The organism is Arthrobacter sp. 05T442 (assembly GCF_056395945.1).
The window spans coordinates 125,209-146,480 of sequence record NZ_JBFTKM010000017.1; the positions used below are offsets into that span (position 1 = coordinate 125,209).

14 protein-coding genes are annotated in these 21,272 nt (G+C 65.4%); 9 read left to right on the forward strand and 5 right to left on the reverse strand.

Features of this window, described 5'->3' with window-relative positions; translation table 11 throughout:
* The first annotated feature begins 2 nt into the window (after nt 1–2).
* Genes AC1DES_RS15535 through AC1DES_RS15560 form a run of 6 tightly spaced genes read left to right on the forward strand, consistent with a single transcriptional unit; the run spans nt 3 to nt 5,910 of the window.
* A complete protein-coding gene (locus AC1DES_RS15535; protein ID WP_476896601.1) occupies nt 3–812 on the forward strand; it encodes a 3'(2'),5'-bisphosphate nucleotidase CysQ in 810 nt (269 codons plus the stop codon).
* Complete coding sequence (gene cysD / locus AC1DES_RS15540; protein ID WP_476896602.1) at nt 805–1,725, forward strand: sulfate adenylyltransferase subunit CysD; 921 nt, start codon at nt 805–807, stop codon at nt 1,723–1,725. The genes AC1DES_RS15535 and cysD overlap by 8 nt, the downstream gene beginning before the upstream one ends.
* A complete protein-coding gene (locus tag AC1DES_RS15545; RefSeq protein ID WP_476896603.1) occupies nt 1,725–2,966 on the forward strand; it encodes a sulfate adenylyltransferase subunit 1 in 1,242 nt (413 codons plus the stop codon). The genes cysD and AC1DES_RS15545 overlap by 1 nt, the downstream gene beginning before the upstream one ends.
* A gap of 60 nt (nt 2,967–3,026) precedes the next feature.
* Entirely contained in the window at nt 3,027–3,533 is a 507-nt protein-coding gene (gene pssD / locus AC1DES_RS15550; RefSeq protein ID WP_476896604.1) for a PssD/Cps14F family polysaccharide biosynthesis glycosyltransferase, read from the forward strand.
* Nucleotides 3,533–4,996, forward strand: a complete 1,464-nt coding sequence (locus AC1DES_RS15555) for a glycosyltransferase (RefSeq protein WP_476896605.1) — start codon at nt 3,533–3,535, stop codon at nt 4,994–4,996. Before pssD ends, AC1DES_RS15555 begins: the two co-directional genes overlap by 1 nt.
* Nucleotides 4,997–5,001: 5 nt before the next feature.
* Nucleotides 5,002–5,910 carry a glycosyltransferase family 2 protein gene (locus AC1DES_RS15560; protein WP_476896619.1) on the forward strand — a complete coding sequence of 303 codons (909 nt, stop codon included), beginning with the start codon at nt 5,002–5,004 and terminating at the stop codon, nt 5,908–5,910.
* A 16-nt stretch (nt 5,911–5,926) separates the two neighbouring features.
* Here the strand turns inward: AC1DES_RS15560 and AC1DES_RS15565 are convergent, their stop codons facing one another.
* Nucleotides 5,927–7,477 carry a carbohydrate binding domain-containing protein gene (locus tag AC1DES_RS15565; RefSeq protein WP_476896606.1) on the reverse strand — a complete coding sequence of 517 codons (1,551 nt, stop codon included), beginning with the start codon at nt 7,475–7,477 and terminating at the stop codon, nt 5,927–5,929.
* A 389-nt stretch (nt 7,478–7,866) separates the two neighbouring features.
* Here AC1DES_RS15565 and AC1DES_RS15570 point away from each other — a divergent pair, with 389 nt between their 5' ends.
* Complete coding sequence (locus AC1DES_RS15570) at nt 7,867–9,180, forward strand: hypothetical protein (protein WP_476896607.1); 1,314 nt, start codon at nt 7,867–7,869, stop codon at nt 9,178–9,180.
* 8 nt (nt 9,181–9,188) lie between these two features.
* On the opposite strand, the gene AC1DES_RS15575 is transcribed toward AC1DES_RS15570, so the two are convergent.
* The 3 genes from AC1DES_RS15575 to AC1DES_RS15585 are packed head-to-tail and all read right to left on the reverse strand — an operon-like array spanning nt 9,189 to nt 13,305.
* Entirely contained in the window at nt 9,189–10,079 is an 891-nt protein-coding gene (locus AC1DES_RS15575; protein ID WP_476896608.1) for a sulfotransferase domain-containing protein, read from the reverse strand.
* A 47-nt stretch (nt 10,080–10,126) separates the two neighbouring features.
* Nucleotides 10,127–11,710 (reverse strand): lipopolysaccharide biosynthesis protein, encoded by a 1,584-nt coding sequence (locus AC1DES_RS15580; protein ID WP_476896609.1) that lies wholly within the window; start codon nt 11,708–11,710, stop codon nt 10,127–10,129.
* Nucleotides 11,707–13,305 (reverse strand): hypothetical protein, encoded by a 1,599-nt coding sequence (locus AC1DES_RS15585; RefSeq protein WP_476896610.1) that lies wholly within the window; start codon nt 13,303–13,305, stop codon nt 11,707–11,709. The genes AC1DES_RS15580 and AC1DES_RS15585 overlap by 4 nt, the downstream gene beginning before the upstream one ends.
* 232 nt (nt 13,306–13,537) lie before the next feature.
* Between AC1DES_RS15585 and AC1DES_RS15590 the strand changes: the two genes are divergently transcribed.
* On the forward strand, nt 13,538–14,872 hold the full coding sequence (locus AC1DES_RS15590; protein ID WP_476896611.1) for an O-antigen ligase family protein: 1,335 nt from the start codon (nt 13,538–13,540) through the stop codon (nt 14,870–14,872).
* A 251-nt stretch (nt 14,873–15,123) separates the two neighbouring features.
* Here AC1DES_RS15590 and AC1DES_RS15595 read toward each other — a convergent pair whose 3' ends face one another.
* Nucleotides 15,124–16,266 carry an alkaline phosphatase family protein gene (locus AC1DES_RS15595; protein WP_476896612.1) on the reverse strand — a complete coding sequence of 381 codons (1,143 nt, stop codon included), beginning with the start codon at nt 16,264–16,266 and terminating at the stop codon, nt 15,124–15,126.
* 399 nt (nt 16,267–16,665) lie between these two features.
* On the opposite strand from AC1DES_RS15595, the gene AC1DES_RS15600 reads away from it, so the two are divergent.
* Nucleotides 16,666–21,272: PKD domain-containing protein (locus tag AC1DES_RS15600; protein ID WP_476896613.1), on the forward strand; the 4,607-nt coding region annotated here is incomplete at its 3' end.

The window sequence follows — 21,272 nt, forward strand, 5'->3', positions numbered from 1 at the left end:
TCATGCTATTGCTCAAACGAGAGCGTGTCATCAACGCCAAACTGTCGGATGCCGAGCTGGCCGCGGCGCTGGCTGAAGGGGCCGGCGTCATCCTCAGGACCCTGCAGGGCCGGGCCGCCACTTCGGGCGCCAGCTCGCTGGGCGCGGAGGGGGACAGCCGCTCCCAGGAATTCCTGAAGAAAATGCTGCTCCGCAGCCGGCCACAGGACCAAGTGCTCTCGGAGGAGGCGCCGGACCAGCTCTCGCGCCTGCGGGCCGAGCGGGTCTGGATCATTGACCCGTTGGACGGGACCCGGGAATTTTCCGAAGGCCGCCCTGATTGGGCCGTGCACGTGGCCCTGTGGCAGGCAGGGGAACTGGTGGCCGGCGCGGTGGCGCTTCCCCGGCTGGACATGGTACTGACGGGAGAGGACGCGGGCGAGCCCGCCGCCCCCCATACCGGTCTGAGAATGGCCGTGTCACGGAGCAGGGCCCCGGAAATTGCCGGTTCTGTGGCCACGGAAATCGGCGCCACCCTGATTCCGATGGGCTCTGCCGGATTCAAAACGTGCGCCGTCGCCAGCGGCGAAGTCGACATCTACCTGCACGACGGCGGCCAGTATGAGTGGGATTCCGCCGCTCCCGTCGTCGTCGCCCGGGGCGCGGGGCTGCACGTGAGCCGCCTTGACGGCTCGGCTCCGCGGTACAACCAGGAAAACCCCTACCTCCCGGACCTGCTGGTCTGCCGACCGGACCTGAGCGCGACGGTGCTGGCAGCCATCGGCAATGCCAGGCGGCAGCGCCCCCTGACGGAAGGACACTCCGGTGAGTGACGTGACCGAAAGCCCCCGACGTATCCTCTCCCAGCTTGAGGTTCTTGAATCCGAAGCCATCTATATTCTGCGCGAAGTGGTGGCGGAGATCGAGCATCCGGCCTTGATGTTTTCCGGCGGCAAGGATTCCATCGTCATGCTGCACCTGGCGCGGAAGGCGTTCGCCCCGGCCCGTGTCCCGTTTCCCGTGCTCCATATCGATACCGGCCACAACTTCCCGGAGGTACTTGAACTCCGGGACCGCATGGTGGCACGGTACGGGCTGAACCTGGTGGTCGGATCCGTCCAGGACGCCATTGACCGCGGGATGGTCCGGGAGGAGCCGAACGGCTCACGGAACAGGATACAGACCCCGGTGCTGCTGGAAACGGCGGAGAAGAACGGCTTTACCGCGCTGCTGGGCGGTGCACGCAGGGACGAGGAAAAGGCCCGGGCCAAGGAGCGCATTTTCTCCTTCCGGGACGAGTTCGGCCAGTGGGACCCCAAGAAGCAGCGACCCGAGCTGTGGAACCTGTTCAATGCCAAGGTCCACCTGGGCGAGAGCATCCGGGTCTTTCCGCTGTCCAACTGGACCGAGCTCGATATCTGGGAGTACATCGCTGCCGAAAGCATCGAGGTGCCCTCCATCTACTACGCCCACCAGCGCGAAGTCTTCGAACGCAACGGCATGCTGTTCGCCGCCAACGAGCTCTGCCGGCCCACCGCCACCGAAGCGACGTTCATCGAATCGGTGCGCTACCGCACAGTGGGGGACGCCACCCTGACCGCCGCCGTCCGGTCCCATGCCGACTCCGTGCAGCTGGTCCTCGAGGAGGTCGCTGCCTCGCGCATCACCGAACGCGGGGCGACCCGCGGGGATGACCGGGTCAGCGAAGCTGCGATGGAAGACCGAAAGAAAGAAGGCTACTTCTGATGGACCTGCTGCGATTTGCCACTGCCGGTTCGGTCGACGACGGCAAGAGCACCCTGATCGGACGCCTGCTGTACGACTCCAAGTCCATCTTCAGTGACCAGCTGGAAGGAGTCGAACGGGCCAGCCGCGAAATGGGCTCGGAATACACGGAGCTGTCGCTGCTGACGGATGGGCTGCGCGCCGAGCGGGAACAGGGGATAACCATCGACGTCGCTTACCGGTATTTCGCGACCCCTTCGCGGAAATTCATCATTGCGGACACCCCGGGCCACATCCAGTACACCCGGAACATGGTGACGGGAGCATCCACTGCGGACCTGGCGATCGTGCTGGTTGACGCCCGCAAGGGCCTCGTTGAGCAGAGCCGCCGCCACGCCTTCCTCGTTTCCCTGCTCCAGGTTCCCCACCTTGTACTGGCCGTCAACAAGATGGACCTGGTGGGCTACTCGCGGCAGGTTTATGAGGACATCCGCCGCGAATTCACGGAATTTGCGGCAAAGCTGCAGATTGCGGATCTGACGGTCATGCCCGTGTCCGCCCTGCACGGGGACAACGTGGTGGAGCGTTCGCAGAACATGCCGTGGTACGAGGGCGGGTCACTGCTCAATCATCTGGAGAACGTCTACATTGCCAGCGACAGGAACCTGGTGGACGGGCGGTTCCCCGTCCAGTACGTCATCCGGCCGCACACCAGCGAGCACCACGACTACCGCGGCTATGCCGGCAAGATCGCCGGCGGAGTGATGCGGACCGGGGACGACGTGATTGTGCTGCCAAGCGGGCTGCCCAGCCGCATTGCGTCCATCGAAACCGCCGATGGCCCGGTGGATGAGGCGTTTGCGCCGATGTCTGTAACAGTGCGGCTCGAGGACGACATCGACATTTCGCGGGGGGACATGATCTGCCGCCCGCACAACCAGCCGACGGTGTCCCAGGACATCGACGCCATGGTTGCGTGGATGAGCGACGAGCCCCTCCGGCCTGGGCAGAAGCTGGCCCTCAAGCACACCACCCGCAACACCAGGGCCCTGGTGAAGTCCGTGCAGTACGAACTGAACGTCAACACCTTGCACCGGGACGAATCCGCGCCCGAACTTGCGCTCAATTCCATCGGCCGGGTCCGGCTGCGGACAACGACGCCGCTGCTGATGGACGAGTACCGGCGGAACCGTGAAACGGGCGGATTTGTACTGATCGACGAAAACACCCACAGCACCGTCGGCGCCGGAATGATCATCTGAAGCCACCGGAGCCACCGGCCGGTGCCACCACGCGTCACATAATGGGGAGGATCAAGAGCGATGAGGTTAGAGCGAGTTTTTCGGGGCGGTCCGCCCGCTGCAGCACCGGGCCGGGAGCGGATCCTGCTGGTCGGTTCCAGCGGCGGTCACCTGGCGCAGCTGATGTCGCTGCGGCCCTGGTGGTCCGCGCATGAGCGGGCGTGGGTCACCTTTCCCACCGAGGATGCGAAGTCGAACCTCGAGGCGGAGTCGGACGTGTCGTGGGCGTACTCGCCCACGACACGCAATATTCCCAATCTGCTGCGGAACGCCAGACTCGCCTATCTTGTGATCCGGCGGTTTCGTCCCACAGTGGTCGTCTCCACCGGCGCCGGCAGCGCGTTCCCCTTTTTCGTCACCGCCCGCGCCTTGGGCATCGCAACGGTGTACATCGAGGTCTTCGACCGGGTTGAGAGCCCCACCCTGACCGGCCGGCTGTGCCGGCCCTTCTCCGACCTCATGCTTGTCCAGTGGCGTGACCAACTCGGCCTGTACCGGGATGCGCAGCTGCTGGGAAGACTCCTGTGATGAGCAGAGCATCCAGAACAATAACGGTACTGGTGGGAACCGACTGCCATCCGTTCAAGCGAATCATCGACTGGGCCGACAAGTGGGCCCAGTCGAATCCGTCGGACCGGGTGATTGTTCAGCACGGCCACAGCGCACCGCCCCGCATTGCCGCCGGTCGGGACTTCGTCTCGCCCAAGGAGCTGGCCACCCTGCTGGAGGCTAGTGACATCGTCATTCTTCACGGTGGCCCCGCCACGATTTCAGAGGCGCGAAAGGCCGGTCACCTCCCGTTGGTGTTCCCCCGGGATCCGCAGTACGGGGAACACGTCGATGACCATCAGCAACGGTTTACGCGCTGGTCCGCCAAGAGGGGGCTGGCCCTTTGCGTGGAGTCGGCGCAGGAACTGGACGCCCACGTGGCCGCGTCGGCGGAGAACGAGGCGGGAACCCGCCTCCTGATAGAGGCCGAGACTTTCGGCGCCGACGAGGCCGCACAGAAGCTGGCCGCATTGCTGCACAAGCGCCGAACCTCGACGAACCGCGCCTCCGTCGGAGCGCCCCTGGTGCTGTATATTGCTGCCCCTTCCGGCTCCGCAAAGACGTTGCTGGCATCCGTCCGGTCCCGGACCTCGGTAGCTGTGCTGGGCAATACAAGCCGGCTCTGGCAACGAGGCGTCGTCGACAACGAGAACTGCAGCTGTAATGTCCCGTTCCATGAGTGCGAATTCTGGCGTGCCGTCGGCAAGTCCGCTTTTGGCGGCTGGGACGAAGTCGACGTCCGCGGTCTCACCGTCCGGGCCGACGCCGCTGGACCGCGGGTGTTCATGCCGGGGTCGGCCGCCCGGACGCGGGACGCTCGGCAGCAGCTGGCCTGGTACAGCGGGTACTATCAGGCGGTCTACGCGGCGGCGAGGGACGTATCAGGTGCCGACGTCCTCGTCGACTCCGGCCAGGACCCTATGCTGGCCTCCGCTTTGAGCTGCAACCGTGAGATTGACCTGCGGTTCCTTGAGGTGGCCGCGGCTCCCGCGTTCTGGCCCACGGTGTGGAATGCGGCCGCGGAAGCCGGGCCCTCCCGGCTGAGCGCCATCCGGGCCGCCCGGGCAATGGTCCGCCACCACATCCCCCGGGTCAGTCTGCCGCCCTCGGCCGTTGGCGATAAGCAAGTCGTGGCCTGGGCCTGGAGCGAATTGGGGCTGCCCGGTGACGGCCTCGGCGACGGCGTCGAGGACGGTTTGACCGCTTTGACCGGCCTGCCTGGCCTGGCTGGCCTGGCCGATAGGGCAAGTCGGGCCATGAGCACGGGTACTGGTACGGATCACGCAATGGCTGTTCCTCGCTCCGCGACTGCCCCTCGCGCCGGCCGTGGATCCGGCACCGTTGCAAGGACCGGAACGGGGGCCGCGTCCGGCAGGCCGGCCAGGTCCGGCAGCGGTGCTGGCTTCGGTACCGGTGCCGGAAAGGTGAGGATAGGGTGGTGATCGCCATGGACCGGGTCACGGCCATTATTGCCACCAGGGACCGCCCTGAGATGCTGCGTCAGGCGATCAGCGCCGTAATGGCGCAAACGTACGCCGGTTTCCTGGAAGTCCTGGTGGTTTTCGACCAATCGGCGCCCGACTACTCCCTTGCCACCGAAACAGCATCCCGGAGCGTGCGTGTTCTGGCCAATGGCCGGAAGCCGGGATTGGCCGGTGCGCGCAACAGCGGCATTGAGGCAGCAACGGGGGAGTTCATCGCCTTTTGTGACGACGACGATCTTTGGCTGCCGCATAAGGTCGAGGCGCAAGTGCAGGTGCTGGCGGACAATCCGGGCACCGAGTTTGTGACTTGCGATATTTCCGTCTCCTATGACGGGCAGTCCCACGACCGGCCGCTGGAAAAGTCGTGGATCAGTTTTGCCGATCTGCTGCGCGACCGCCACACGGAACTCCATCCCTCGACGTTCCTGATGCGCCGGTCCGCCGTCCTGGACGGGTTCGGTCTGGTGGACGAGGACGTCCCGGGAGGGTTCGGCGAAGATTACGAGTATCTCCTGAGGGTCTCGCGCCGGCGGCCCATCGCCCACGTCCGTCGGGTTTCGGCCGTCGTCAGGTGGGGGAGCCAGTCCTTTTTCTTCCGCCGCTGGCAAACGATGTGTGACGGTCTGTCGTGGATCCTGGATAAGTACCCCGAATTCGACACGGTTCCTGCGGGATCTGCCCGGATCAGGGGCCAGCTGGCGTTCGCCCACGCGGCCATGGGTGAGCGGGGAAAGGCCTTGCGCTGGGCAGCATCGGCTGCCCAGCGCAATCCCCTTGAACTGCGCGTGCCCCTGGCCGCCGCCGTCGCGTGCGGGCTTGTGAGTCCGGCACGCGTGATGGAGGCACTTCACAAACGGGGCCGCGGCATCTAGTGGCGGGGCCTGCCGGTCAGCCGCTCACCAGCTTCCGCCAGGCCGCGGCCGAAGGCGCGTCCGTCAGGCGGTAGTCGCCGATCTGGACCGCGGAGTCCCAATACGCCACGAAGAGGGCATTGTTGTCCTTCAGGTACTTGCCGACCTTGGTAAGCCACGCACCACGTCCCGCCCCGCTGGGGTCCGAGGGAATGAGCCGGCTTCCCGTCTCTGCAATGCCGAAGGGCTTCCCCGCCGCCTTGGAGACCGCGACAACGCCTCCGTAGATATTGGCCGGATCCGGGTAGGTCGAAGGACCGGCAACGCTCCCGGAGTCGTTATAGGGGTCCCATCCCAGAACGTCGATGTAGCCGTCGCCCGGGTAGTAGTCCTTCCAGTTCAACTTCGAGGCCGGGTTCACGGTCCATCCCATGAGGATCAGGGTGGAGTGCAGATGCTGGTTGTTGGCCTGGGCTTCCAGCCGCACAATGTGCTGCCAGGCCGCGCGGTAGGCGGCGGCAGTGTAACTTCCCTTGGCGATTTCAGCCTCGGGTTCGTGGACGTACGACCAATACGTTTCCTGGTCGCGCGGGGCCGCCTTGAACCAGGCCAGCAGGGCCGCATCATACTTGCCCGCCATCACGTCCGCCGGCAGCGGGCGGAACGATATCACCAGGGATTTGCCCTTCATGGTGCTCAGCGAGGACCAGCTGGACGGAACGGTGTTGTCGAAGAGCCTGACCGTGCCCAAGGAACCAAACCTGGCCTCCTCCCGCGCCAGGGCCTGGTCACGGGTTCCGCCGGAGCTCGACAGTCCCAGGCTGGAACCGAAGACGGTATTACCCGGTGCGGGAGTCGGTGCCGCCGGCGGCACCGGGGTGGGCGCCGTCGGAGGAGTCGGAGTGACCGGAGGCGGGGTGGGAGCCGGGGTGACCGGAGGCGGGGTGGGAGCCGGGGTGCCGGCAGGGATCACCTGCATTGAGACGTCATCCATCCGAAACGACTGGCTCGGATTCAGGCCCCATGCCAGGACGTTCAGGTCCATCGACGAGCCGCTGTAAGCCGCGGTGACGTTGAAGGCGATTTTCGTCCATTCCTTCGTCGTCAGATAGAAGGACGATCCGGTGAGCGGGACACTGCCCTGTTCCTCACGGACGCGCACTTGGCCCGAGATGCCGGGGGTGTCGGTGCGGACCCAGGCGCTGACGGCGTACCGCGTTCCGGCCGTGGTGGACTTGACCGTATTAATACTGTCGTTCAGAACGGCGGTCTGGCTGGTCTTGGTTGTCAGCGCGACGGCATGCGCGCCGCTGTGTCCGCCGCTGACAACGGCAAGCTGCTGGTTGCTGCTGTCATTGGTCCGCCAGCCCGTGGTGCCATTCTCAAAACCGCCGTTAACCACCAGCTCTGCCGTGCTGGCCTGAACGGCGGGAGCGCCAACCGTGGCCAGCCCCAAGGCGATGGCCAAGGAGGCGCCCCCGGCGGCAAATACCCGGCGGCCCCGGGTCCGCGGGGCGGGGGCGGGGCCGGTCAGCGTTGTTCCATTGCTGAGGTTCGAATTGTCTGGGTTGTCCTTCAATCCATTCATAAAGTTACTCCTGGGCCCGGAGGCCGTTGATCACGATGCACAGTGAGACCCGGCTGCGATCAGGATTTTTAAATCAGGCCAAGGCGGCCCTGTTGACAAAAAGAGACATTACAACACTTTTGTAACGAATTCCCCTCAGAGTGGCCCGAAGTTTGAGTTCGTGGTGCGACGGAAGGCATCAGCGCCCGAGGAAACCGGGTCCAGACCGCCAGCGGTGGCACGGCGCATTCCTGCCCCCTTGCCCTGTATCACTGAGCCAATTTCGTGCACAATGGGACCACGTGCCGCAGACGGCAGCGTGGGGGGAACCGGCGGAGGGACTGATTGTGCGCAACCCATTGCGGGAACAACGCATTGTGAGCGGTAGGGGCACGTCACGGTTGGATACTGTGGTGGAGCAACTCTGGTGTCTGCCCGTCGCTGCCGGCCAAGTCCGTGTTGTCCTCAATCCCTCTGCCGACAATGAGTGGCGCGAGCTGGAATCGTACTGGGTTCTTCCCTCCGCTTCCCGGGCGCGACTGCTGATCCCGCTGGCCACCCCGCGGGTCACGGCGGCCAGCTTGCTCCAGTACCGGTCGCTGCGCCGCGGCAAAGTCAACACGGCACGCATTCTGCTGGGATCGTTGGCCCGGTTGGGGCTCCGGCCGGTCCTGCACAGACTCTCCGTGCAGGAACGAGTGGGTGCGGTGCGCGCGCAGGAAGCGATGCCGCTTGCAGCCGTGGCGGCCAGCCTGCGGGGCAGCGGCACGAGGGGAAACGGCGGCCCGGACTCCGACGCTGACGGGCCTGGATTGTTCGCCTCGATCGGTATCCGGGACGGGGATAACCGCAAGCCGACACTGCAGCTGGTGGATGGCGCGGGGAAGCCGGCGGGGTATGCGAAGCTGGCTTGGAATGAGAGCAGCAGCGAGCTTGTCCGGACCGAAATCGCAGCGTTGCGGGCCGTCGGCGCCTCCACCGGACCGGTGCGTGCCCCCGCTCTGCTGGCCGTAGGAACCCAGAGGGAGTTTCCGTATCTGGTGACGGAGCCCCTGCCCCTGGATGTGCGCGCCGTGCGGGGCAGTGTCAAAGGGCCCACACCCCAGGAGCTCTTTGCCCTGTGCCCCGTCAGCAGGGTGGGCGCGCTGTCCGCCACCGAACATTTCCAGGCATTGGGCCACCGGCTGGCTGCCCTGGACCCGGCATCGGAGCCGGCGCTGGCGCAGGCGCTGGCCCGTCTGGCAGAGCTGCTGAGCACCCGGGATACGGTTCTGCCGGTGGCCGACCGCTGGCACGGTGACCTTGTTCCGTGGAACACCGCGAGGGATTCCAGCGGGCGTCTGTGGTGCTGGGACTGGGAGTCCTGCGAACCCGATGCAGTGGCAGGCCTCGACGCGGTGCACTGGATGTTCAGCGTCAGGCGCGAACGCGGCGAGGGGCCGATGGCTGCGAACCTGCTCCAAGCCGTCGTCGACGCCGGGCCGTTTTTCGAGGCAGCAGGGGTACCCCGGGAGGCGTGGCCGGTGCTTGCGGGCGTCTACGCGATGGTGGTAGCCGAACGGGCGTGGACGTTGGCTGTCCACAACGGGGGCTGGGCGTCGTCATGGATCTCTGTGCCGGAGCTGGCTGGCATGATCGACGCCGCCCAAGGCCTCCTTGACGGACAGAGCAGGCTGGAGGAATCGCCTGCCGGCCCGGCAGCGTCCGCTGCCCCCTCGGCCTGAGGAACCGCTCAAGTCCAGAGCGGTTCCCGCTGCAGATAGTCCGCCAGCTCCTTGTTGTGCGGAGCGTAGTAGGACGTGAGCTCTACCCTGGCTGCCTCCGGCATCGTCGACCGGGCACTGGCGTTAAACGTCTTGGTGGTCGGCAGACCATAGGGCGGGATGCCCAGGAAATCGCACACCCGGTTGAAGGCTCCCTGGACGTCGTCGTACATATCTTCGCTCCGCAGGACCAGCAGCTGGCCCTCGGGAAATGCGCGATGCCAGTTCTGCAGCTGCGGCAGATAGACGCCCCTGGCCCGGTAGGAGTAAAAGTCGTGGGCGGTGCTGTAGTACTGCGGGTCGGCCGCCATCTTCCCCGACTCACCCGCAAGCCGGGTGTCCTCGGCCGCAAGCGCCGCTTCGAAGCTGAGCGGCTCGACGCCGTTCTGGACCCGTTCCTGGTAATGCGAATAGGCGCGCTCCACGGGATCCCGCAGCAGCGCGATCGCCTTGATGTCCGGGGAAACGGCGCGCGCGTGCATAGAGATGCGGGAGTCCCACAGGTAGTACGGGGACGCCTCACCGCTGATCGGACGGTAACCCAGTTTCCGTGACAGTAGGTTCCGGTACGCCTCGGTGTGGAAGTGCGAGCGGTACCAGAGCTCACCGCGTCCGCGCTCCTTGAAGAAATAATCCGTGCTCTTCTTGCCCCGAACCTGCGGGAAAAGCCCCAGGACGCCCGGGTGCATGAGCAGGTAGTTGTACAGCGATGTTGTGCCCCCGCGCTTGGTGCCGACGATCAGGAAATCCGGCGCGGGCCTGGCCCCCACGGTGCCCCTGGCGTAGGACCGGGTGACCAGGTCCCCGGCATCCTTCATCCACCTGGGTGCTGCGTCCTTGATGTCGATTAATCCGAGCATTGCCGATACCTCGCTGGTCTGGGAGTGGTTGGTCTGGGAAGGGGTGACTAGGCCGCGGCCGGGGCTTTGCTGCGCACGGTCCGGGACAGCAGGGCAAGATCGTCCAGGTGGAGCCGTTTTCTGTCCAGCCAGCACCATGTGGCAAGAGCGGCCACCGTGGCGCCCCCGGCTACAAACACGGCAGCCGTCGACTGTCCCATCAGCACCCTGGCCAGCACACTGACCGGGACAACGCAGGCGCCGGAGACAAACAGTGCATAGAGGACCTGCCGCGCGCCGAACTTAATGCCCAGGAAGATGCGGCTTTCCACGGAGGCCAGCACCGAGTCCAGCAGCAGGCTGAAGGCCCAGGATGCCGCCGCCCCCGTGATGCCCCAGAGCGGTACCAGCCACAGATTCCCGATCACGTTCAGGGCCAGCACAATGACCTTGTTCGTGGCCATCCATCCGCTTCTTCCACTCATCATGAGCAGGGAGTCCACATTTCCGGCCATCAGCATCGTGATCGCGCCCACGCAGAGAATAACCAGTGCCGTGCTCCCGCTCCCGAAACCGGGGCCCAGCCAGCTAAGGACGGTTGGGGCGAAAATCATGAACAGGGCGTAGATCGGCGCCCCCAGCAGCACTATCCAGCTGACCGTGGTGGAGTACAGATCCTGAACCTGGCGCGTCTTGTTCTCACTGAGCAGTGCACTGAACCGCGGCGAATTGACCATCCTCATCGCTGAAGAAACGATAAGCCCCGCGCTGACGAAGCGGCTGGCCGCGCCGTAGATACCGGCGGGGCCGGCGCCGGCGATAAAACCCACGAGCACCACGTCGAACCAGATGATCGACTGCTCCACACCCGAGGAGAACCAGCGGGGCAGCGCAAACTTCCAGATCTGAACATTGAGTTCACGGGCCGGCCAGAGCGTCCCGCGCGCTCCCGTCCGTTCCTGCCGGTTGATGCGCCGCCACAAAACCATCAGAGCCGCCAGCATCGCGACGGCCGCGGGCGCGGCCCACGCGATGGATGCCAGCACCGGGAGCATGCCCAGGCCGAGGGCGCCCAGCCCAAGGGCCCCCAGGACCAGCAGCGGCCGGACAGCCGGCAGACCGATGTTACCGATGACCGCATACGGCACAATGTTTCCCAGGCCGCGGGTTGCGGCCAGTGCAACCACCATGACGGCAGCCGCCGGCAGGAACCAGCTTGCCCCCTGCACCGCCTGCACCAGTTGATGGCTGTCGGCGTCACGGCCGGCGCCGAGCCGGGGTGCCAGCACGGCCATTAGCAGTGCCAACAGACTTCCCACCACGGCGGTAGGAACAAGCAGGGCCATTGTGGCGCCCCGGACTTTGGACCGGTCCGAAATCAGGACGCGGGGAAGCACCCAGACAGCGGCGGTATCCATGCCGGCCTTCGCCAGGCCCAAGACGATGGTAAAGATCGCGATGGTCTGCAGCACGACGCCGGACCCGGCCTCTCCCAACGAGCGCGCAAGGATGAATGTCAGCGCAAAGCCCATTACGGAGCTGATCGCCGCGCCCAAGATTCCGATAATGCCGCCCCGCGCTGCCTGCCGGCGTTCGGCACTGTGCGGGGAAGTCCCCCGCGCGATGCCCTGCTCCACCCCGGCTGCACTCACGATGACTTGAGGCTTCCGGCCTTGGCAGCTGAAGCCGAGAGGGATGCGTTGGAAACCGCGTCAGCCAGTTTTGCTTTGGAAATTGACTCCGCGAGTGAGGCCTTCGGTACGGATTCGGGAGAGGCAGCCGCAGAGCGGCTCTTGGTTTGCCGGCGCCGGCCCTCCTTCGTGGAGCCTTCCGGGTCGAGGATCCTGCGCCCGGAGGGGACCAAGACCGTTCCTGCCAGTTGAGCCTCGACATCGTTCATCTCGGCGGCGTTCAGAGCCAGCGCATCGATCCGGGTCCGCAGGCATTCCCCGACGAGCAGAACACAGTCGGAAAGACGCCCGGCAGCCAGACGGCTCGCGTGCGGCGCTGCCGGCGGCAGAGCCAGAATGATCACTTGGCCCGATTCGCGTCCAATGAGTTCCCGACGTACCGCTTCAGTCACGAAGTCATCGGCGTCGAAGATGGTCCGTCCGCGTTGTGGCTGGAACACCGAGAGGGACTGGACGAGGGCGGACCTGTATACGCGGCCATCGGCTCCGGCAGCCTGGCTGTGCAGCTGCAGTCCAGCCGTCAGGACCCTCATTTGTTCGTCTGAGGCCCCCATCAGGATCAACTGAACGCGGGTTCCGGCCTCAGCCAGCACGACGGCCAGGTTGGCAGCCACATCTGAGGGCTGCGAATGTTGAGTCTCATCGATAACTGTCAGGGTGCGCAGCCGGATGTTTGAGCTGGCCAAAAGCCGTTCGCGCACCACCCTGAACTGGTCCAGGTCCGTCCCCGCGGCAGGCACCGTGGTCCGGGTGGCGCTGAACCGGACCAGGAGGGGCCCCGCGCCCGCCCCGCGCACGTCGTACCAGTCCCGGACGCGCCGGTCCAGCATATTGACGGCGAACGCAAGCACCAGGCCCACCACGAAGGCTGCCAGCGCGCCGGTGAGCATCACCGTCACCGGCTGGGGGTGATAGCTCACCTCGTTCTGTGCTGCGGGGTTCAGCACCGTACCGCCGCTCGTGTCGATCAGGGACAGCTGGTTCAGCTGCGACTGGACACTCCCGATCTGGGTGAGGATTGAGGGTGCACTGCCGCCGGCCTGCGGAAGGGCTTTCTGCAGGCCTGAGAGCTGCTGCTGAAGCTGGCCCTGGAGCTTGGACTTTCGTTCCTCGGCCTGGCCTTGGCGGTAGGAGAGGTACGAGTTGGCAAGCGCGTCCGCGCCCTCCCTGGCGTTCTGCGCCGTGCTCGAGGTGTAGGAAATTGCCATCGTCGTACCGTTGGCCAACGTTGTGACATTCACCCCGGCCCGGAGCGCTGCCACGGAATCGCCATGGACCAGGCTGGCCGCGGCGGACTGTGCCACCACAAAGGAACTTGCCAGCTGCTGTTCCGTGGAGGCGTCAAGCAGCGCCGAGCTCGCTTTGGCGGGGTTAAAGGGATCAGTGGTGATGACGTTGAGGTTAACGACGGTGGACGCCGTCACGGAGTTCGGCGTCATGCCCAGATAGGCCGCGGCGGCGCTGATCCCCAGGATGGTGACCAGTGCAATCGTTTTCCATTGCCGCCGCAAAACTACTGCGTAGTGACCGAGTCCGACGGAAGAGTTCTCGTCCATTTGTTCCTCAATCTGCCGACGGATCGCCGGCAATATGCCCACAACGGGAGACCTGATTCAGCGCCGGGCCGGGGCTGATGGCACGATGATATAGTCCGGTCGGCCGGGGGGTATATAGGTATTCGTGCACAGGTATCAGGTAGGAACTACTCGTTGCCCATCAATGTGCCGGTTGTCATACTGAACGCCGATAGCCAACCCAGCCCGATACCTTCTCAAAAGGACGCCAGGCATGATCACGGACCTCCCAGCCAGAGCAGCCGGCGTCGCGGCACCGCGCAGAGCTTCTGTGCAGCGCCCGGACCGGGAACGAACCGGGGCCACCGCTGAGTTACCGCGCTGGCCCTTCGCAATCATTTTCCTGGGCTACCCCATCTGGTGGCTCGCGGGCCTCAGCGATCTCATTTGGATCGGCGTCGGCGGAATCATGTTCCTGTACCTGGTGCGGTTCCGTTCGGCGAGGGTGCCGAAGGGATTTTCGGTGTGGGTGCTCTTCCTGCTCTGGATGACGTGTTCGTTCATCGCTATCGATTCACCGGACCGCATGTTCGGATTTGTTTACCGGCTGCTGATTTATCTGGCGCTGACTGTCATCTTCGTCTACGTCTACAACGCCAAAGCGCACCTGAAGGTGCAGTACGTTCTGGGCTGCCTGACGGTGTTCTGGGCCGTGGTGGTGATCGGCGGCTATCTGGGACTTCTTTTTCCCTCTGTGGTGATCCACACCCCGCTGAGCTACGTTCTGCCGCAATCCCTGATGCGGAACGAGCTGGTGAACCAGATGGCCATCCGGCGGCTGACACAGTTCAATCCCACGGCATGGAGCTACATCGATCCGCGGCCCAGCGCGCCCTTCCTGTACACGAACAACTGGGGCGCCGCATATTCTTTGCTCCTGCCGCTGGTGGTGGGGTACCTCTGGCAGATCCGCAAGAGCCGCCGCTTTTGGCTGGTGCTCGCGGCCATTCCGGTCTCCTTTGTGCCAGCCTTTCTGACCCTTAACCGAGGCATGTTCCTGGGTCTTGGCATCGCGCTGCTCTACGCCGCCATGCGGATGGCCCTGGCCGGAAACCGGAAAGGCTTGGGTGCACTGCTGGGCCTGGGCATACTGGTTGCGATTAGCGTCCAGGTCCTTCCCGTCACCGAACGCCTGCAGAACCGGCTTGGGGTCAGCAGCACCACCGTGGACCGGGAATCCCTCTACACCGAGGCCCTGAGCGAAACCCTGAAGTCACCCATTTTCGGCTTCGGGGCGCCCCGACCATCCGTCACCATCGGCGCGCCGTCGGTGGGAACCCAGGGACAGATCTGGATGGTGCTCTACTCGCACGGGTTCCTCGGAGCAGGGTTGTTTCTGCTGACGTTCGCCGTCATGTTCTTCTACACGCTGCGGCTCTCGGACCCGGTCGGCCTGGCCTGCAATACCGTCCTGCTGGTGTCGATGGTGGAGGTCTTCTACTACGGCATGCTCGCGTCGGGGCTGGCGCTTATGCTGATCGCAGGGTCCATCGGCCTGCAAAAGGCAGCCAGCCAGAAACGGCGGCTGCGGACACCTATGTTCGCATAGAGCTATGGAACACGCCCCGATATCCAAGCAAACCGCGCCTGGCCCACGGTCCAGTTCGTCATGCTGCTGAACCGGGCGCGCCGGGCTCGGCTCCGGTGTGCACGTCTACCACGGGGTCGTCGTGGTCATCAACGACCGGACCGTCATCGGCAACAACGTCGGCATCCGGCGATAAGGAATCCGTCGGTGCTCCGGCCGCCGCTGACTGATTCGACGGACACGAACTCCGCCTGAGCGGAACGCCGTCCCACCTACCGGGTGGCGTTATACACGTCGGTGCCGAAGTGATTCAATCCGGAAACCCCCGCCATGCCCAGATGCGGCAGGGCGAACGTATCCTCGATGCTGGCGAGCAGGCTGTAGTGGTTGTAGAGGGTGTCCGATGAGGTATTGGGACGCACAAACGGGGAGATCACCAGCGCTCCCACCTTGCCTCCTCCCGGGCCGAAAATGGCCTGCAGGGGAGCGCCCGGATCGACGCTCTGTGTCAGCTCCTTGTCACCCTCATCGAAGGTGATGATCAGCATTCCGTCGGCCATGAAGGCCGGGGAGGAAGTGATTGCCGGAACCCACTTTTTCAGCCACGCATCCGCGGTGGGAAGGCCGCCCACCGTCCCGTCGACGCAGGGGGCGTCGTGCCCGTCACTACACGTGTTGGGCGTGATGTAGGACAGATTAGGGGTGGTCTCCACGGCATTCAGATCAGCGGTCAGCCCGGACAGATCCACGACGTTCTTGGCACAGTCCGGGGACTCGGTGATTGCCGCGAAGTAGACGAACGGATTGTGCCGGGTGCCGTACTGGTCGCCTATCCTGGGCACCTTGGTGGCGTCTGCGGCGTCCAGCGTTGGGTGGCGGCACGCGGTGCCCATATCCTCCATGTAGCCCTTCCACGTCAGCCCCGCCGAACTCAGCTGCCCCGCAAGGGTGGGCACACTGTCCGGGTAGACGCAGCCGTAGCCGGCAAGCTGGCCGTAGGCCGCCGTGCCGGTCTGGGTGAAGTGGTGGTAAACGGCGCAATCGTTCATGGTCTTGGGGTTGGGACCCTGGCCGGAGATCTGCGCAATGTAGTTCGGGAGGGAACTGGACGCCACGGCGTAGTAGTCCGTCAGCAGAACGCCCTGTTGGCGCAGCGTCTGGGACAGGTAAGGGGCCTGCGATGCGGCGCCCCATGCCCGGTCGTAGCTGGTGTTTTCCAGGTTGATGACAAACACGTGTGCCGGCTTGGCCGACGCAGGGACAGCGGCGGGGGCCCCGCACCCCGCCAGGAGGGATGCCAGGGCCAACGCCGCCATGCCCGCAAGTGCCCTGCCGGCGACCGTTGTGGCCGGCAGCGTCGATTTGCCCGGGTGCCTGCGGATGGTTCGGGCGGAGGTACTGCGGTGCGGCCTCATATGGTTTCCATTCCCTCGGTCAGCTGATGCGGCGGCTTGCTGCCTCTACAACTAGCACCAGCGTCCGGACGGGTCCATAGGTAGTCCCGCCTCCCGACGAGAACACCGTCCCGAAGAGGTGGCCGAAGAAAGACGTTCATCATGGCCCTGGCAGCATCGTGCCTCGAGCTGCCCGCTCCTTTTGGCAGCGTCCACGTAGCGTCACCCTGGGGGCAAGCAGTGCCGCAGATTAAACGGGTAGCGACGGACGGGATTCGGGTAGCCGGATGCGCTGCGCGGCCCTACTTTTAGCGGGGCCGCCGTCATACTCTTGCTTCACTCTTCGGCTCTGAGGAGTGTCCGGTCTTCGAGAATGCGCCACTTCCTGGCGCATTCCGGTCTCTTTTAAGGGGGCTCCCTGTGTCGAGGGCGCGTGTTGTTTCAAAAATAGTTGGCCCACTGGCCATCGCTTCAATCGTGTTCTCGGCGCTGGTGGCCAATCCGTCACCGGCCTCGGCGGCACCCGTGGTGGTGCGGAACGGCTCGTCGGCAGCGACGGCCGCGGCCTCCTGCTGGGAGATCAAGCAGGACACCCCCGCAGCCGCGGACGGCACCTATTGGCTGCTGACGCCGGCCATGGATGCCCCCGCGCAGTTCTACTGCGATATGACCACCGACGGCGGCGGCTGGGTCCTGATCGGCAAAGGCCGGGAGGGCTGGGTCGTCAACAACAACGGCAAAGGCTCGGCGTCGGCGCTGCGCACCGCAGGGCTGAGCCCCATGTCAGGTACGACGACCCAGTATTCGGCCACTGTGGTGGAGGGTCTGCTCAATGGCGGACGCCCGGACGCTCTGCCCGACGGCATCCGGCTCAAGCGCGCGACGAATGCGGACGGAACGCAGTGGCAGGAGAGCCGCTTCAATACGAACAAAGAGGACCGATGGGTCTGGACGTTCAGCGCTGAGCACCAGGTGGCCTGGTACTCCTTCGACGGCGTGCGCGGCGGCGGAGGGCTAACGTCCAACTTCGGGGCCAACGACGCCTACCAGCGGATTAACACGAATACGCTGACGGACAAGGCACAGGGTTACACCCAGGGCTTCTCCTACGGCACAACGGTCACCGGCACCAGCAGCAGCACCAGCTACCTCTGGTCGACGGCGGACGGCCTGGGCTCCGCCCGTCCCTATACGGAAATGTATCTCCGCCCCCAGTTCACCTCCATGGACGCGGGATTCACGCGCGTCGGTGACGGGGGCAGCGCCGCGAAAACGAATGTCCCGGTTGCGGCGTCCTTGGCGCTGGACAGCCCCTGGGGCCTGGCCGATCCGGTGACCCCGAAACGCGAAGGGGACGTGCTGTCACAGGCGTTCGTCCAGAGCGGCAACACGATGTACGTGGGCGGCAACTTCACCGCCGTCCAGCGGGCGGCCAATTCCACCGGGGCGGACAAGGTCTCCCAGGCCTTCCTGGCGGCCTTCGACGTCAATACCGGCCAACTGCTGCCCGGATTCGCCCCGAAGCTTGACGGCTCGGTGATGTCCCTTGCAGTCCTGCCCAACGGCAGCATTGTGGCCGGTGGCACATTCACCACGGTGAACGGCGCGCCGTCGCCCTCGCTCGTGGCACTGAACCCCACAACGGGCGCGACGGCGACCAACTGGTCCGCCGCGGTGGAGGACCACATCACCGGGGACGTAATGAGGGTGACGGATCTGGCCGTCAAGGGGAACTGGCTCTACCTGGGGGGTGCCTTCACCCACCTCAGAGGCGGAAGCCAGGCAACCACAGCCACATATGCCCGGGACCTGGGCCGCCTGTCCGTGGCCGACGGCACGCCGGGCCAGGGCTGGAACCCCAACATGGACGGGACAGTCATGGGTATCTCGCCGTCCGCGGACGGAAGCCGGGTCTACGCGGCGGGGTTCTTCTCCAACGCCGGCGCGGTGACTGCGCACAGGGCTGCCGCCGTGCAGACCATTGCCGGCGCCCCACTGGCCACCCCGGACTGGAACCCGGTCTGGAGCAACTCCAACGATTACCAGCAGACCGTGGGGGCCATCGGTGACCGCGTCTGGGTTGGCGGGTCCGAGCACGGGCTCTTCAGCTTTTCCCCCTCAACGTTTGAAAAACTGTCCGGAAATATCGGCAAGAACCACGGTGATTTCCAGACGATGACCGCCAGCCAGACCGGCATTCTTTATGCAGGCTCGCACGGCCACGACTGGAACTACTCCAACGCCTTCACCTGGCCGGACGTCGGAACAGGCTGGACCGAAGCCGACTCCTTTAACTTCATCGGGGCGTGGGACGCGGGGACCGGCCAGATCGTCCCCACGTTCACGCCCACCATGTCCTGGCCCAGCGGCAACGCGCAGGGCGTGTGGGCCTCCGCGGTGGACAGCAACGGCACCTTGTGGGCGGGAGGAGACATGGTGACCGCGGCAACGCGCACGGCCGTGTCAAAGTGGGCGGGAGGAATGGCCCGATTCCCGCAGACCGACGCGACCGCCCCCGCCACCCCGGCGGCGGTGACGCCGTCGTCGGACGGACCGACGACTGTGAAGCTGACGTGGGGCGCCAGTACGGACAACAGCGGCAGCGTTTCCTACCAGATCCTGCGTAACGACCGTGTGGTGGCCACCACCGCCGGGACGAGCATCACCGTCCCGAAGGGCGGGGAGAACCGCTTCTTCGTGCGGGCGGTGGACGCCGCCGGGAACCTTTCGGCCAGCTCACCGGCAGTGGTCACCAGCGGTGGAAATCCTTCGCCCGTGGCCGCCTTCACTTCCGCAATCGACGGCTGGACCGAGACTTTTGACGCCTCGGGTTCAACGGACAACGGGAGCATCGCCGACTATGCCTGGAACTTCGGTGACGGCACCACCGGATCCGGCGCCACCGCCAGCCACACGTACGCCAAGGCCGGCACGTACCAGGTCCATCTGGTCGTCACCGACAACGGCGGCGAACGAGCGGGCCTGATGAAAACGCTGACGATCGTGCAGCCTGCCCCGAAGGATGCCTACGGAGCTGCCGTTTACGGTGAGAATCCCACGCTGTATTACCGGTTGGGCGACGGCAGCGGCGGCACCGCGGCAGATTCGAGCACCTCGGACAGCCCGGGAACCTATTCGGGCGGCGTGACCCTCGGCTCCGCCGGGGAGCTGCCAGGCGCGCCGGACACCGCCGCCACCTTTGACGGCACATCCGGCCTGGTGGCCAGCCAAAAGAGCTACGACAACCCCGGCACGTACTCACTGGAGCTGTGGTTCAACACGACCACCACCCAGGGCGGCAAGCTGATCGGCTTCGGGGACCAGGCAACCGGAACCTCCAATAACTACGACCGGCACGTGTACATGCAGGACGACGGCCGGCTGGTGTTCGGCACCTGGACCGGCCAGCCGAACACGATTACCAGCCCTGTCGCCTACAACGACGGCAAGTGGCACCTGATGGTGGCGGCGCAGTCCTCCGACGGCATGGTTCTTTATGTGGACGGTGCCCAGGTGGGGACGAATCCGCAAACCCAGGCCCAGCCCTACTCCGGGTACTGGCGGATCGGCGGGGACACCACCTGGGGTTCCAGCAGCCCGTTCTTCGCCGGGACCCTCGATGAGGCGGCCGTCTATCCGACGGCACTGACTGCGGCGAAGGTGGCCCAGCATTACCACCTCGGCGGCGGCAACCTGGCTCCGGCAGCGGCATTCAGCTCTACGGTCAGCGCCTCCTCGGCCGCTCTGGACGCCTCCGGCTCCACCGACGATGGAAGCATTGCCAGCTACGCGTGGGACTTCGGCGACGGCACCACGGGCACGGGCGTAACCACGACCCATGCCTTTCCCTCGGCCGGGACGTACCAGGTCAAGCTGACCCTGACCGACGACCTCGGACTGACGTCCTCGGTCACCCACCAGGTGGCCATCACCCGGCCCGCACCGGCAGATGCCTACGGGGCCGCCATCTACGGCGATAACCCCACGCTGTACTACCGGTTGGGTGAGAGCGGCGGCCCGACCGCGCAGGACTCCAGCCCGGCCGGCAGCGCCGGAGACTACTCGGGCGGCGTCACCCTGGGAGCTTCGGGGGCGCTGCCGGGAGGGGCCAGCACCGCGGCCACTTTCGACGGCAACTCCGGCCTGGTCGCCAGCCGCAACTCGTTCACGAATCCGTCAACCTACTCCCTGGAGGTTTGGTTCAACACCACCACCACCCGGGGCGGGAAGCTGATTGGGTTCGGAAGCCGCGCGACGGGAAACTCCGACAGTTATGACCGGCATGTGTACATGCAGGATGACGGTCATTTGGTGTTCGGAACGTGGACCGGCCAAATGAACACGATCACCACGCCTGTTGCCTACAACGACGGCGTCTGGCACTCGGTGGTGGCGACGCAGTCTTCAGACGGCATGGTTCTCTACGTGGACGGTGCCAATGTGGGCACCAATCCGCAGACGGCCGCCCAGGACTACACGGGCTACTGGCGGATCGGCGGGGACACCACGTGGGGCTCCAGCAGTTCGTTCTTCGCCGGCACCCTCGACGAGGCTGCCGTTTACCCCGCGGCACTGACGGCGGCCCAGGTGGCCACCCACCACCAACTCGGCACCACTGTGCCGCCGGTGAACAAGGTGCCGGTGGCATCGTTCACTTCGACGGTGAAGGATCTGGGGATCACGGTGGACGGGTCCGGCTCGTCGGATTCGGATGGCACGGTTAGCTCCTACGCCTGGGACTTCGGAGACGGGTCCGTCGGCCAGGGTGCGACCGCGACCCACACATACGCGGCTGCGGGAACCTACACGGTGAAGCTCACCGTGACGGATAACCAGAGCGCGACGGGCGAGAAGACCGATCCGGTGACGGTGACGGCACCGCCGGTGAACAAGGTGCCGGTGGCATCGTTCACTTCGACGGTGAAGGATCTGGGGATCACGGTGGACGGGTCCGGCTCTTCGGATCCGGATGGCACGGTTAGCTCCTACGCCTGGGACTTCGGAGACGGGTCCGTCGGCCAGGGTAC

Coding starts and splice junctions, on each gene's coding strand:
- AC1DES_RS15585 (WP_476896610.1), bottom strand. CDS start 13,305: ATGGACGAGAACTCTTCCGTCGGACTCGGTCACTACGCAGTAGTTTTG.
- AC1DES_RS15575 (WP_476896608.1), bottom strand. CDS start 10,079: ATGCTCGGATTAATCGACATCAAGGACGCAGCACCCAGGTGGATGAAG.
- AC1DES_RS15595 (WP_476896612.1), bottom strand. CDS start 16,266: ATGAGGCCGCACCGCAGTACCTCCGCCCGAACCATCCGCAGGCACCCG.
- pssD (WP_476896604.1), top strand. CDS start 3,027: ATGAGGTTAGAGCGAGTTTTTCGGGGCGGTCCGCCCGCTGCAGCACCG.
- AC1DES_RS15590 (WP_476896611.1), top strand. CDS start 13,538: ATGATCACGGACCTCCCAGCCAGAGCAGCCGGCGTCGCGGCACCGCGC.
- AC1DES_RS15565 (WP_476896606.1), bottom strand. CDS start 7,477: ATGAATGGATTGAAGGACAACCCAGACAATTCGAACCTCAGCAATGGA.
- AC1DES_RS15560 (WP_476896619.1), top strand. CDS start 5,002: ATGGACCGGGTCACGGCCATTATTGCCACCAGGGACCGCCCTGAGATG.
- AC1DES_RS15545 (WP_476896603.1), top strand. CDS start 1,725: ATGGACCTGCTGCGATTTGCCACTGCCGGTTCGGTCGACGACGGCAAG.
- AC1DES_RS15535 (WP_476896601.1), top strand. CDS start 3: ATGCTATTGCTCAAACGAGAGCGTGTCATCAACGCCAAACTGTCGGAT.
- AC1DES_RS15555 (WP_476896605.1), top strand. CDS start 3,533: ATGAGCAGAGCATCCAGAACAATAACGGTACTGGTGGGAACCGACTGC.